This is a genomic window from Pseudomonas sp. GW458-11-26-14-LB4, assembly GCF_059423925.1.
The window spans coordinates 161,857-174,758 of record NZ_JBWKYU010000002.1 but is presented as its reverse complement, the minus strand read 5'-3'; the positions used below and the strand labels follow the sequence as shown (position 1 = coordinate 174,758).

At 59.1% G+C, this 12,902-nt stretch carries 17 protein-coding genes; 10 read left to right on the top strand and 7 right to left on the bottom strand.

Going from position 1 to position 12,902, the window contains the following annotated elements; all coding sequences use genetic code 11:
- Positions 1-28: 28 nt before the first annotated feature.
- Both AC07XZ_RS03600 and ptrR read right to left on the bottom strand, forming a co-directional pair.
- Positions 29-157: a PA1414 family protein gene (locus AC07XZ_RS03600; protein ID WP_003184145.1), complete on the bottom strand. Its 129-nt coding sequence runs from the start codon at positions 155-157 to the stop codon at positions 29-31.
- Positions 158-299: 142 nt separating this feature from the next.
- Positions 300-1,193, bottom strand: a complete 894-nt coding sequence (gene ptrR / locus AC07XZ_RS03595; protein ID WP_102686005.1) for a putrescine utilization regulator PtrR — start codon at positions 1,191-1,193, stop codon at positions 300-302.
- A 104-nt stretch (positions 1,194-1,297) separates the two neighbouring features.
- Here ptrR and AC07XZ_RS03590 point away from each other — a divergent pair, with 104 nt between their 5' ends.
- Positions 1,298-2,479: an MFS transporter gene (locus tag AC07XZ_RS03590; RefSeq protein ID WP_102686004.1), complete on the top strand. Its 1,182-nt coding sequence runs from the start codon at positions 1,298-1,300 to the stop codon at positions 2,477-2,479.
- Here AC07XZ_RS03590 and AC07XZ_RS03585 read toward each other — a convergent pair.
- From AC07XZ_RS03585 to AC07XZ_RS03575, 3 genes are all read right to left on the bottom strand, one after another.
- Entirely contained in the window at positions 2,424-3,356 is a 933-nt protein-coding gene (locus AC07XZ_RS03585; RefSeq protein WP_102686003.1) for a DMT family transporter, read from the bottom strand. The two genes, AC07XZ_RS03590 and AC07XZ_RS03585, sit on opposite strands and share 56 nt — an antisense overlap.
- A 225-nt stretch (positions 3,357-3,581) precedes the next feature.
- Positions 3,582-3,986, bottom strand: coding sequence for a DUF2177 family protein (locus AC07XZ_RS03580; RefSeq protein ID WP_085747173.1), 405 nt, complete (start codon positions 3,984-3,986; stop codon positions 3,582-3,584).
- A 45-nt stretch (positions 3,987-4,031) separates the two neighbouring features.
- Entirely contained in the window at positions 4,032-4,868 is an 837-nt protein-coding gene (locus AC07XZ_RS03575) for a CvfB family protein (RefSeq protein WP_085747174.1), read from the bottom strand.
- A gap of 351 nt (positions 4,869-5,219) precedes the next feature.
- Here AC07XZ_RS03575 and AC07XZ_RS03570 point away from each other — a divergent pair, with 351 nt between their 5' ends.
- The 3 genes from AC07XZ_RS03570 (at position 5,220) to AC07XZ_RS03560 (ending at position 7,288) form a co-directional block, all read left to right on the top strand.
- Positions 5,220-5,408 carry a PFL_1563 family small protein gene (locus AC07XZ_RS03570; protein ID WP_016985943.1) on the top strand — a complete coding sequence of 63 codons (189 nt, stop codon included), beginning with the start codon at positions 5,220-5,222 and terminating at the stop codon, positions 5,406-5,408.
- A 216-nt stretch (positions 5,409-5,624) separates the two neighbouring features.
- Positions 5,625-6,341 carry a TorF family putative porin gene (locus tag AC07XZ_RS03565; protein WP_085747175.1) on the top strand — a complete coding sequence of 239 codons (717 nt, stop codon included), beginning with the start codon at positions 5,625-5,627 and terminating at the stop codon, positions 6,339-6,341.
- A 77-nt stretch (positions 6,342-6,418) separates the two neighbouring features.
- A complete protein-coding gene (locus tag AC07XZ_RS03560) occupies positions 6,419-7,288 on the top strand; it encodes a DUF6279 family lipoprotein (RefSeq protein ID WP_102686002.1) in 870 nt (289 codons plus the stop codon).
- Positions 7,289-7,349: 61 nt separating this feature from the next.
- Here AC07XZ_RS03560 and AC07XZ_RS03555 read toward each other — a convergent pair whose 3' ends face one another.
- Entirely contained in the window at positions 7,350-7,742 is a 393-nt protein-coding gene (locus AC07XZ_RS03555; RefSeq protein ID WP_102686001.1) for a transcriptional regulator, read from the bottom strand.
- 177 nt (positions 7,743-7,919) lie between these two features.
- Here AC07XZ_RS03555 and AC07XZ_RS03550 point away from each other — a divergent pair, with 177 nt between their 5' ends.
- The 6 genes from AC07XZ_RS03550 to AC07XZ_RS03525 all read left to right on the top strand — a co-directional run bounded on the left by AC07XZ_RS03550 (position 7,920) and on the right by AC07XZ_RS03525 (position 11,363).
- Positions 7,920-8,654 carry a DUF899 domain-containing protein gene (locus tag AC07XZ_RS03550; RefSeq protein ID WP_085747177.1) on the top strand — a complete coding sequence of 245 codons (735 nt, stop codon included), beginning with the start codon at positions 7,920-7,922 and terminating at the stop codon, positions 8,652-8,654.
- A gap of 113 nt (positions 8,655-8,767) precedes the next feature.
- Positions 8,768-8,938, top strand: coding sequence for a YhfG family protein (locus tag AC07XZ_RS03545; RefSeq protein WP_007956564.1), 171 nt, complete (start codon positions 8,768-8,770; stop codon positions 8,936-8,938).
- Positions 8,935-9,546, top strand: a complete 612-nt coding sequence (locus AC07XZ_RS03540; RefSeq protein ID WP_085605659.1) for a Fic/DOC family protein — start codon at positions 8,935-8,937, stop codon at positions 9,544-9,546. Before AC07XZ_RS03545 ends, AC07XZ_RS03540 begins: the two co-directional genes overlap by 4 nt.
- A gap of 96 nt (positions 9,547-9,642) precedes the next feature.
- Positions 9,643-9,918 (top strand): hypothetical protein, encoded by a 276-nt coding sequence (locus AC07XZ_RS03535; RefSeq protein WP_007956561.1) that lies wholly within the window; start codon positions 9,643-9,645, stop codon positions 9,916-9,918.
- A gap of 249 nt (positions 9,919-10,167) precedes the next feature.
- Positions 10,168-10,767: a C39 family peptidase gene (locus AC07XZ_RS03530; RefSeq protein WP_102686000.1), complete on the top strand. Its 600-nt coding sequence runs from the start codon at positions 10,168-10,170 to the stop codon at positions 10,765-10,767.
- Positions 10,764-11,363, top strand: a complete 600-nt coding sequence (locus tag AC07XZ_RS03525; RefSeq protein ID WP_102685999.1) for a hypothetical protein — start codon at positions 10,764-10,766, stop codon at positions 11,361-11,363. The genes AC07XZ_RS03530 and AC07XZ_RS03525 overlap by 4 nt, the downstream gene beginning before the upstream one ends.
- Positions 11,364-11,426: 63 nt before the next feature.
- Here AC07XZ_RS03525 and AC07XZ_RS03520 read toward each other — a convergent pair whose 3' ends face one another.
- On the bottom strand, positions 11,427-12,767 hold the full coding sequence (locus AC07XZ_RS03520; protein ID WP_102685998.1) for a DEAD/DEAH box helicase: 1,341 nt from the start codon (positions 12,765-12,767) through the stop codon (positions 11,427-11,429).
- Positions 12,768-12,902 lie beyond the last annotated feature (135 nt).

Genomic DNA, 12,902 nt, shown 5'->3' with positions numbered 1-12,902 from the left:
AAATCCTTTGATCCTTCAAAGCGGGGCATTACCGCCGACGTGGCTGACGCCGACGCTGTTCGTCATCGGTGCGAATCGGGACCGGTTGCAGAGGCGGTTCGATCAAGCCGAGGGCAACACCCAAATCGTGCAGCCAGTTTTGAATTTTCTCTTTCATCGTCATGCCCCCTTCAGGGTGGTGCTGAGCGTCCGGAATTCTGAGGCCGCTTCGCACTGATAATAGTCCGAAGTCCTACGCAATGCTCGGCCAAATCCGCAATGATCTGTTACTGAATTGATCCAAATCCCTGACCGTACGTTCAAGCCGTGTCCCGCACGTCTTCGCCAGCCACGGGATAGAGCGTCTGCTGCTGTTCGATCCATGCGTTGAGGTTGGCACCGACCATGCCCCGCCGCCACATGAGCCATGTTGTCGCACTGGCAAAAGGCTCGGCCAGCGGGTGCACCGCCACGCTTTCGCGCCCCGGCAGGCTTGCGAGCATCGACTCCGACATCAGCGCCACACCACTGCCGGCAATCACGCAGGCAAGCATGCCCTGATAGGACTCGATCTCCATCGCCCTCCCCATCGCCGCCTGATAGTGGGCAAACCACGCTTCCAGCCGCGCACGATAGGCGCAGCCATGGCGAAAGGTGAATACCGCCCGACCTTCGACATCCCTGGCGCTGCGTATCGGCGGGTGATCGGCCTCGCTGATCAGCACCAGCCGTTCGTTGCACAGTGGCACACCGTCGATCCCGGCCAATTGCGGCGGGCCGTCCACCAGCGCCGCGTCGAGACGCCCGGTGAGCAGGCCTTCGAGCAATTCACCGCTGGGCCCGGACTGCACCTGAAGATTCACCGCCGGATATTGCTTGTGATAGCGCGCCAGCAGCGCCGGCAAATGGATCGCCGCCGTGCTGTACAGCGTGCCGAGCACGAAATCCCCCGCCGGTTGCCCGCCCATCACCGCTGCACTCGCCTGATCGCGAAGGGCGAACAGTTTGCCGGTGTAGTCCAGCAGGACTTTTCCCGCAGGCGACAACTGCAAACGCTGACGCTCACGGACGAACAGTTCGACACCCAGTTGCTCCTCCAGCTGTTTGAGCCGGGTCGACAGGTTCGACGGCACGCGGTGCAAACGTTCGGCGGCGCGGGTGATCGAGCCCTCCTCTGCCACGGCCTGGAAGATCCGCAATTGGCTGAACTCCACAACCTTTCTCCTGAACAGAACAAGTTACTCACTATTATTCAATTTTAAAGAAAGTCAATCAGTCCTAGCCTGACGGTCATTGAACCTCCAACGGAATTCAGAACATGTCACCGCTGATTCGCTTATCCGCCTGTTTCATTGCCCTGATGATGGCCATGGGCATCGGGCGTTTCGCCCTCACCCCGCAACTGCCGCACCTGCTCAGTGAAGGGCAGATCGACCTGACTGCCGCCGGTCTGATTGCGGCGGCCAACTACCTCGGTTATCTGCTCGGCGCGGTGGATGCGATGTTTTCCCGCCGGCCGGATCAAGTGCAGCGGCGCCTGCACGGCGGTCTGTGGTTGTGTGTGTTGCTGACGCTGGCATCGTTCTGGGCCAACGGTTTCTGGTCGCATTTGTTGCTGCGCTTCGGTACCGGTGTGGCGAGTGCCTGGGTGCTGGTGATGATTACTGCGTTGAGTCAGCCGCTGGCTGCGGCGGCGGGTCGTCCGCGATTGGGCGCGCTGGTCTTTGCCGGGCCGGGGCTGGGGATTTTTCTGACGGGATTGCTGGCGCTGTTCTCACATCTGGCGCAGCAGACTTCCGCGACTCTGTGGCTGATCTATGCCGCCGTGGCGCTGGTGATGTTGCTGGGAATCGTGCGGATCCTGCCGCAACCGGGCGGCGGTGTGCCGGTCGTGCCGGCTGCCGTGAGTTCATCAAATCGTGGCATTGGGCGCTTGGCGGCGGTGTATGCCTTGTATGGCGTGGGCTACATCATCCCGGCCACGTTTCTGTCACAGATGGCCAACGCGCAATTTCACGGGCAGTGGCAGGCCGATCTGTTCTGGCCGTGCTTTGGCCTCGGTGCCGCAATTGGCGTTTTGCTGGTAAGTTTGCGTCGGCACGATCCGCAAACCACCCGGCACTGGTTGATGGCGACGTTGTGGCTGCAGGCTGCCGGGGTGTTCGCTTGCCTGTTGGGCAGCGGCCTCGGTCTGGCATTGGGCGTGGTCCTGTGCGGCACGCCGTTCCTGGCCTGCATGCAACTGGTGATGCAACGCTCCCGGGAACTGGCGCCCCACGCCACCCAGCGCAACGCCGGCCTGCTCACCGCGTGCTTCGCCGTCGGTCAACTCAGCGGGCCGTTGCTGGCGGCGGTCAGCAGCCATTTCAGCGGCGGCCTGCAACCGGCGCTGGTGATTGCCGGCAGCGGCCTGCTGATTGCCGGCGGTCTGGCCTGCAAATCGGTTACGGCTGACCGAGGGCTTTGCGCAAACGCCGACGCACCCACTGTTCCGCGCTGACGAAGGTGATGCCGAGCAACACCAGCACGGCGCCGATGATGAAGTTCAGGCTCAGTTCTTCGCCGAGCAGCACCACGCCGAACGTGACGCCGAACAACGGTGTCATGAAGGAAAACACCGCGAGGTTGGCCGCCAGATAACGGCGCAGCAGCCAGAACCAGGTCAGGTAACTGAAGAACGACACCACCAGCCCCTGGAACAGCACACTGCCCACGGCCACGACGGTCAGGCTGACGTGGGTGATCTGGCCGCTGAGCAGCGCGATCAGCAACAGGCCGATGAAACCGACGATCAGTTGATAGAACAGGGTCAGGGTCACCGGCGCCTCGGACAGGCGCGAGGCGCGCACCACCACGGTGGTCGCGCCCCAACTGGCACCGGCCAGCACGCCGAGGGCATCGCCCATCAACATCCGGCGGTCGAGGTTGTCCCACGACACGCCGCCGGCAAACGCGATGGCAATGCCGACAAATGCGAGGAAGATCCCAACCCATTGCACCGGTCGTAGGCGCTCGCTCGGCAACAGAAAATGCACGCCCAGCGCGGTGAAGATCGGCGCGGTGTAGAGGAACACCGACATGTGCGCGGCGGTGGTCAACTGCAAGCCTTCGGAGATGAACAGGAATTCGAGCCCGAACAAGGCACCGGCCAGCAAGCCGCCGCGCCAGGTAGCGCCGACCTGATCCCAGCCGCCCTTCCAGCAGATCAGCAGTCCTACCAGCAACGCGGATATCCCCGACCGCCCCGCCGCCTGCATCACCGGCGCAATGTCGGTCGCCGCCCACTTGATCATCACCTGCTGCACGCCCCAGATCAGGCACAGGCCGATCATCACTTGCAGGGCAAACCCGTCGGCACTGCGCCGACTGACGCTCACCTCGACACCTCTAACACACACAACATGGCAGTTTTTCCAATGGTCAAACAAAGCCCCGGCTCTTTGTCCGGGGCGAAAAGTAGTGAGTGGATTATTAACCAGTCAGCCAGAAAAAGCCGTCTGGAAAAGACATTTCATGCTCCTGCAACGTCAGCGGAGAATGGCTGACGACTGCGCCGTCAATCGCTGGCAAGCCAGCGATGGCGTCAGGTCAGGCGACCAAGATCAACGAGCTGATCTGCCAAACCGGCTGGCCACAACAAATCCGACCGTACAGGCCAGCGCCGTGGCGAACGTCCCCCAAGCCCAATCCATCAGCGACACCTGCGCCGACCAGCCGCGCAATGTCGCCCAGTTGGTCAGGTCATAGGTGCCATAAGCGACCAGCCCGAGCAGCGCTCCCATCCGGGCGGCGCGTTGCCAGGTCAGCGACGGCAACACCACGAACACCACACAGCCGAAAACATACAGGCAATAAAAAACCGCTGCTGGCACCAGCAACGGTTTTTCGAGCATCAGCGAACCGAGCAGTTCGCGATAGGTCGGCGCCATCAGCACGCCAAGCCAGACGCCGTCGAGCAGAAGAAACGTCAGCAGCGTGGCGACGTAGGCAATCAGTGGTTTTTTCATCTGCCCGACCTCAAGTAAGCCCATGCAACATGGGCCACGTCAGGCTCAGGTTAGTTCAATGCGATCGGCGTGAATGACGATCTTGCCTTCCTTGTACAACGAACCGATGGCCTTCTTGAAGTTGCCCTTGCTGACACCGAACAGGCTGCTGATCAGCGCCGGGTCGCTCTTGTCGCTGACGGCCAGGGTGCCATCGTTTTCGCGCAACTTGGAGAGGATCTTCGAGTTCAGGCTGCTGGCTGCTTCCTGCCCCACCGGTTGCAGGCTCAGGCTGATCTTGCCGTCGGCGCGCACTTCCTTGATGAAGCCTTTCTCGCGCATGCCGGAACGCATGAACTTGAAGATTTCATTCTTGTGAATCAAACCCCAGTGCTTGTTGTTGATGACGGCCTTGAAACCCATGTCGGTGGATTCGGCCACCAGCAGATCAACTTCCTGGCCCACGCTGTAGTTGGCGGGGGTCTTGTCCAGATAACGATCCAGGCGCGCGGTCGCGGTGATGCGGCGGGTGTGCTTGTCGAGGTAGACATGCACCACGCAGTACTCGCCGGCGGTCATCTGGCGTTTTTCTTCGGAGTAAGGCAGCAGCAGATCCTTCGGCAGGCCCCAGTCGAGGAACACGCCGATGCTGTTGACTTCAACAACTTTCAAACTGGCAAATTCACCGACCTGAACTTTTGGTTTTTCAGTGGTGGCAATAAGTTTGTCGTCACTGTCCAGATAAATGAAAACATTGAGCCAGTCTTCATCTTCGCTGGGAATATCTTTAGGAATATAACGGTTGGGCAAAAGAATTTCGCCGTCGGCACCGCCGTCCAGATATAAACCGAAGTTAGTGTGTTTAACCACTTGCAAACTGTTGTAACGCCCGACTAAAGCCATTTCCAATACCCTCATTGCGTGGGCGGCATTCTACCCGGTTTTGCCGGGTTCGTCGGTCGCCAGATCGGACGGCCGAGTGAAAATCTGCGGGAGGCCTTGATTTTCCTGGATTTCGCGCCGCACGAGCACCACTCGTCAGGCCAGCGTGACGGCTTTTGCCTGATCCCGAGGCCGGCCAGCATCCTCAAATCGAATAAATGTTGTTATTTAAAACAGCAGGTTAGCGGGATATTTCGAATAATTAATCGAGAATAATCCACCTGCACGCTGGGTTATTCCGAGGGATATTTACCAAGCAATTGTCAAGTTATTCCTGTACGATGCCTGGCCGAGTTACTTTTCTACAGGTTAATGGCCGCCATGCGTGTAAAAGCATCCACCAGCAAAGCAAAGCCAGCTCCAGCCGTTGAAACCAGCGAATCGATCAACGATCAGATCGCGGCATTCCTCAAGTCCGGCGGCGAGATCCAGCAAATTGCCAAGGGCGTCAGCGGCCAGACGTTCGGCCCGTCCAAGCAGATCAGCCTGGGCAAGAAGTAACACCCCGCAGCACACCTGTCCAAAGGCGCTTTGAGCTTCGAAGCGTCTGGACCGGATCCCTCGCAAGACCTCTCTTACGTTTAATCAAACATTCAAAACTGCAAAAATCGACGAACGGCCCTCGATGCCGATCATTCGCCGGTATCCTTGCACGCGTCTGGATCAAGCGTTTCAGCAGGTTTGTCGCACCTGCGCTCGCTGCTCAAGGAGTGACGCATGCTCAAATCTTCCTGTTTATTGCTTGTAGGCCTGCTGGCGAGCCCGGTGGCGCACGCGCAGATTTTCCAGCGTGAGCTCGGTGACTTCGACCTCAAGCTCGGCACCACGCCCAGCCGCAGCATGGCCCAGGGGCTGGTCAAGCCTTCGGCGGTCGGCTCGTTCCACGGCGGCCTGGACCTGAGCCACGACAGCGGCCTGTATGTCGGTCAGTACGCACCGAGCATGGGCCTCACGCCGGGGAAGAATCTCGAAATCGATTCCTACGTCGGCTTTAAACAACCTTTCGATCAGACCCTCGGCTACGAAGTCGGGATGATCCATTACAGCTATCCCAAGGTCGACACCCTCGACAGCCAGGAACTGTTCGGTGGCCTGACCTTGCTCGGCAGCCGGATCGGCATCGCCCTGAGCAACGACCCGGATAAACAGAACAACACCCTGTTTGCCGACCTGGGCGGCAATCAGCCGTTCGGCATCGGGATCAGCATGAAATACACCACCCATCAGCTCAACACGCCGGTCTCGGTGGACGGGGGGTATGTCAGCAGTTTTACCGATTGGTCGGTGAAATTTTCCCGGCCGTTCATGGGCATCGACCTCGACCTGATCTACAGCAATTCGAGCCTCAGCGGCAGCGATTGCTCAGCCTATTCCGGGCATAACAGTCAGTGCGACGGGCTGGTCACGCTCAAGGCCGAACGCGCGTTCTATTGATTGGCTGAACTGCCGGGGCCATCCTGCGTTCACATGAGCATCAGACCCTCAAGGCTGGCTTTCGCAAGGACTCGCCCATGTCTAGCTGGTTCAAACGCATCGCGATTCTACTGATCCTGACCCTCGCCCTCGGCGCCTGCAGCCGTGTCGGCCTGGCCTATCGCAATCTCGACGTGATCATTCCGTGGACGCTCAGCGACTACCTGGACATGAACGGCGAGCAGAAAGGCTGGTTCAACGAACGCCTCAGGGAACACCTGAGCTGGCACTGCACCACGCAGTTACCGGGTTATCTGGACTGGCTTGATCGCCTGCAAACCATGGTCGAGACCAATCAGGTCACCGACGCCGCACTTCAGGCCCGCACCGCAGAGGCCAAGCAGGCAATCGCCGAAACCGCCCGGGAAATCACCCCGTCGGCGATTGAATTGCTGCAAGGCCTGGATGATCGGCAGGTCGCTGAAATGAACGACGCCTTTGCCAAAGACCTGCAGAAACGCCAACAGGAATACCTCAAGCCACCGCTTTCACAGCAGATTGCCGAGCGTGGCGCGCGCATGGACAAGCGTCTCAACGATTGGCTCGGCCCGTTGAACGCCAAACAGGAACAGCGGGTGATGGCCTGGTCGACCGCTCTGGGCGATCAGAACACCCAGTGGATTGCCAACCGTGCTCACTGGCAGAAGCAGTTCAGCGCGGCGGTGGCGCAACGCAACAGTCCTGAATTTCCACAACGGATCGAGACGCTTCTGGTCAATCGCGAGCGGTTATGGACAGCGGATTACCAAAAGGCCTACGCCAATACGGAGGCGCAGGCCCGTTCGCTGTTCGTCGATCTGATGGCCGACAGTACGCCGCAGCAGCGCCAGCGCCTGTTGAAAAAGATCGAGGGAGTGCGCAAGGACTTCAATGATTTGAAGTGCCTGAAGGCCGCACAAAAAAGCTGAGACCACTGCGAAACCCATGTGGGAGCGAGCACGTTCGCTCCCACATTTTTTTGTGCAAACCTCAGGCGATCTGCGCTTTGGAAGCTACCTCATCGAACGTCAGCTCATCCAGCGCGTCTTCCTGATCATCCAGCACTTCGCGCGGATGATCATTGCCGGGAATGCTGCTGTCGATCAGGCTCAACAGACTGGAGCCGCGCGGGGTCAGGCTGAAGTTGTTGCCGGTGCTGCCCTCGTCTTCGCCACGGGGCTGGATGTAACCGCGCAACAGCAGCAGTTGCTCATAGTCGCAGGCAAGCGTTTTCAGGTGATCCAGATTCTCGATCGGCTGGCCCGCCGCCGCTTTCTCCGCCGCATAGTCTTCGGCAAAAGACCGTGGCGCAAAGCTGTGGCCCGCGCCGTTCTGCACTTCATGCAGCAGGCGTTCAATCAAATCCCAGTTATAAGTCGTCATCCTGATTCAACCTCCGGTGCGCGTGATTTTTTGGCGCGTTCACAGGTTGTGACCGGAGCGTTGCGCCACCGTTCAGGATTATTCGGCGCCCCGACCGACCGGCGGTCTGTCGATTTCCCGGGTGGTTGAACGACTAGTCTGAGACAGACGGTTTCAACCCCCGCAGGAGAAATCATCATGAACGTTGAGAATCATCCGGTGGTGTCGCGCGAAGAATGGCTCGCCGCCCGCAAGCAGCATCTGGCCGATGAAAAGGCCTTCACCAAAGAACGCGACCGCCTCAGCGCCAAACGCCGCGCCCTGCCCTGGGTAAAGATCGACAAGGATTACCGCTTCATGGGGCCGAACGGCGAATTGAAACTCGCCGACCTGTTCGGCAAGCACAGCCAACTCGTCGTTTACCACTTCATGTTCGCCAAGGGCTGGGAGGAAGGTTGCCCGGGCTGTTCATTCCTCAGCGACCACATCGACGGCGCCAACCTGCACCTGGCCCATCACGACATTGCGCTGGTGGCGGTGTCCCACGCACCGTTCGCCGAATTCCAGGCCTTCAAGCGGCGGATGGGCTGGACATTCGACTGGGTGTCGTCGGACGGTTGCGATTTCAACTACGACTTCGGCGTGTGCGCCCGTGCTGAGGATGTCGACGCTGGCAAAGCTACGTACAACTACGAAAAGACCGACAGCGCCGAGGAAGAAATGCCCGGGCTCAGCGTGTTTTATCGCGCTGACAACGGCGAGATTTTCCACACTTACTCAACCTACGCGCGAGGCCTGGACTTGCTGGTCGGTGCCTACAACTACCTCGACCTCACGCCCAAGGGCCGGAACGAGGACGAGATCATGGAATGGGTGCGGCACCATGACCGCTATGACGGCGCCGCAAAATCCAGTTGCTGCCATGATGGGTAGCCCGTCTGCGTGAACGGGTTCAATGGTGCCGCAGGATGTGCGATGCTAGGTCGAACGAGCCGTCACGGCTTCGTTCGACTATAATTGGCGCATTCCCGCATCAAGAGGCCGATATGGAAAAGCTGAGTCTGCAAACCAAGAAAGCCTGGTTCGCGAAGCAACGCAGAGCCAATTTCGCGGCCAGTCTGCGCCTGGAAGGCTTTGTTCCATCTCCGACTGATGGCGATATCAAACTTCCCACCAGGGCCGCTGCCTTGAGAGCGGTCCAGCTCTTGAAAGCTTGAGCAACGATAAATACGGTTCTGACCAAGCCCCGGATTGTTATCCGGGCACTGACGTTCTTGTCAATTTGCTCGACTTACGCAACGCCGAAGACCTGGATGAAGCAGAACGCTACATCAATGAAGTCGCCTCTGCGCGTTTGGAATTCATTCCTCCTCCCTACAGCCTTGCAACGTTAAAACGGGTGCACCGCACCTTGTTTGAAGCGATCTATCCATGGGCTGGCGAAATCCGGACACTGGCGATCAGTAAAGGCAGTACGCGATTTTGCAGCCCGGAATACATTGAGCGTGAAGTCGCAAGAGAACTTTCGAAAATGGCGGACGCTGGGTGGTTTGAAGGGTTTTCCCGTCAACAACTGGTTTCAGCAGTCGCCGCTTCGTATGGCACTCTCAATGTGGCTCACCCGTTCAGGGAAGGAAATGGCCGAACCCAGCGCATCCTGTTTGAATACATCATTTTCAACGCCGGTTATCTCATCGACTGGGGGATGGTCGATCAAGAGGAATGGATCAAGGCATGTATTCACTCCTACCACGGTGATGACGATCTTCTTGTCGATGTATTCAACCGATGCATAGGCATTTCAATTGCCGAGGTCGACTTTTGAACAAGGCATCCCCCCAACGCCAGTCGCAGTGAACTTTTCGCTAGCCAGAACCCTCAACCGGTTAACCCGCCTTAACCGGAACTGAGGCCATTCCCCATGAAAACCCTGCTCAAGCTCACCCTCGCCGCCACGCTCGCCTGCGCCCTGCCCGTCTGGGCCTGTACGCCGGAGGAAGCCACCGCCAAACGCGAGCAACTGGCCAAGGAAGTCGCGAAGCTCACAGAGCAAAACCCGACAAAGGCCAAGGAGATCAACGCCGAGTTGCAGAAAATGGACCTGGGCACTGCCTCCGCCGACCTCCCGGACAAATGCCAGTTGATCGATCAGCGCTTGAAGGAACTGGGTTCGGCGGAGAAAAAAACCGAGGGATAACACCCGCTCAGACAACGGCAGGCTTCGGCATCGATCAGGCTAAATCGATACCAAAGCCTGCTTCCTTTTGTCCGGAAATTTGCATTAGTGCATTTTATTATTTGCATAAACGCATATTCAGACCTAGGGTTACCCCGAGCCTGATCAGAACCGGCCATCGGAGATGGCAACCCTTGAACACCGATCGCTCGGCAATACCGTTATCCCGCAAACGCGGAACGTTTGTTTTCATTCATGGAGGATTGAAAAATGTTAACCACTGAAACAACGGCATTCACTGGCAACACCCTGCCCGGGTGCCTGATCGGCCATCTGCTCGACCCGCAACTGGTCGAGGTCGAAGCGGCCCCACAGGCCAGGGCCCTGGCTGCCTCGAGTCTCAACTTTACGATGCAGCAGCAGACCCAGACCAACTGGTGCTGGGCGGCGGTTTCCGCTTCGGTCGGCAATTACTACGGCACCGGGTCCTGGACGCAGTGCGGCGTGGCCAGCACCCAACTGGACCGCAATTGCTGCAGCCAACCGGGGCCGTGCAACGTCTACGGCTATCTGGATTCGGCCCTGCAAACCACCCGCAGCTACAACGGGATGAATCAGGGTTCGTTGCAGATGTCGGCCATCCAGAACCAAATCAACATGGGCCGCCCTGTCGGTCTGCGTTGCGCCTGGTATGGCGGCGGTGCGCACTTTCTGGCGATCTATGGCACCAACGGCAATTACGTGCTGGTTGCGGATTCGATCTACGGCTATTCGACCCGCGCGCTGAGTGCCTTCCCCGGTTCCTACAATGGCGGCGGCAACTGGACTCACACTTACTTCACGGCGAAAAACCAGGGGGCGGCATCATGAAACTGACTTATCCAAAAGCGCCTTCCAACGGCGTACAGACCTTGCGTCCGGCCCTGCAGGCCGCGTTGCAGACCCAGGGCTTCGGCGTCAATCGCCAGTTCGCCAGTGCGGCGCCTGCGAAAATCAGCCTGAGCGAGGCCTATCGCGGCTACTCGCTCAGCCTGGAAGATCTGAGCGATGGCAAAGGCCTGAAAGACGCCCGGCTCGGTGACTGGCATTACCTGGTGTTTGCCGACGGTGTGTCGATTGCCGATGCGCAATTGGCCGAAGTCCGCGGTCACGTCGAGTTCGCCTCGTTAAACCACGGCAACCTGGCGGCCGCTACGGTCGATGCGCTGAAACTGGCCGAGCAATCGCCACAGTTGCAGGGCAAAACCGTTGAGCTGCGAGTGTTGTTCGTTTCGGCGCTGCACGTTGTAGCGATCTGGCTGCACGCGGCGGGTGAAGATGTGCTGATCCCGATCGAGCCGACGCCCAAGGAGTCGGCGCTGCCCGGGCTGTACAGCGAGGCAGCCCTGCTCGCGCAGCTCAAACCGATAGCCGATCAGGCCAAGCGGCGCTTTGATGCCGACACCACTGGCCTGCTGGGCAGTTGATAAACCCTGGCGATAAAAAAACCCGGACCATGTCCGGGTTTTTCTTTGCCTGCCTGAAACGACTTACTCAGCCGCCGGCGCTTCCGGCTTGCGGCGCTTGAGCGGAGCCATGCCATCGCTGCTCACCAGAGAGTCTGGTTTCGGACGATTAGCGTTCTTGCGCTTGGTCGGGGTCTTGGCGGCGGTTTTCTTCTTGTCGCCCTTGGCGTCGGTCTTTTTCTTCTTCACGCCGACGGCCTTGCCCGAGGCCTTGACCTTTTTCGGTCCGCCGTAGGTGCCCTTGACTTCCTTGATGGTACGGCGCTCGAAGCTCTGCTTCAGATAGCGCTCGATGCTCGACATCAGGTTCCAGTCGCCGTGGCAGATCAGCGAGATCGCCAGACCGTCGTTGCCTGCACGGCCGGTACGACCGATGCGGTGCACGTATTCGTCGCCGCTGCGTGGCATGTCGAAGTTGATCACCAGATCCAGGCCGTCAACGTCCAGACCACGGGCCGCCACGTCGGTAGCCACCAGGATCTTCACGCCGCCCTGCTTCAGACGGTCGATCGCCAGCTTGCGATCCTTCTGGTCTTTCTCGCCGTGCAGCACGAACGCCTTGTATTCCTGGGCGACGAGGCGACCGTAGATGCGGTCGGCCATGGCCCGGGTGTTGGTGAAGACGATGGCCTTCTGGTAGGTCTCGTTGGCCAGCAGCCAGTTCACAATCTGTTCTTTGTGCTGGTTGTGGTCGGCGGTGATGATCTGCTGACGGGTGGTGTCGTTCAGCTGGCTGACCGCGTTGAGCTGCAGGTGCTCAGGGTTGTTCAGCACCTTGGCGATCATCTCGCGCAGGCCGGAACCGCCGGTGGTGGCGGAGAACAGCATGGTCTGCTGACGGTTCGGGCATTCGTCGACCAGACGCTGCACGTCTTCGGCAAAACCCATGTCGAGCATGCGGTCGGCTTCGTCGAGCACCAGCACTTCGACTTCTTTGAGGTCGAGGTTGCCGGCGTTCAGTTGCTCGATCATCCGGCCCGGGGTGCCGATCAGGATGTCCGGCACCTTGCGCAGCATGGCGGCCTGGACCTTGAAGTCTTCACCGCCGGTGATCAGGCCGGACTTGATGAAAGTGAACTGCGAAAAGCGCTCGACTTCCTTCAGGGTCTGCTGGGCCAGCTCGCGGGTCGGCAGCAGGATCAGGGTCTTGATGCTGACGCGGATCTTGGCCGGGCCGATCAGGCGGTTGAGGATCGGCAGGACGAAAGCGGCGGTCTTGCCGCTACCGGTTTGCGCCGTCACCCGCAGGTCACGCCCCTGAAGCGCCAGCGGAATGGCCGCGGCTTGCACAGGCGTTGGCTCGACAAATTTCAGCTCGGCCACGGCTTTGAGCAGGCGTTCGTGCAGGGCGAATTGGGAAAACACGGGTGCTACCTCGAAGATATGCAAAAAATCAGCTGCATAGGTTACCGGTTTCGAGCGCTCAGGCCGAGTTTCTTTATGAAATACGCCGTAATCAGTGGCTTTTTTGTTGCTCGATTTGTCTCCAACGGTAATACA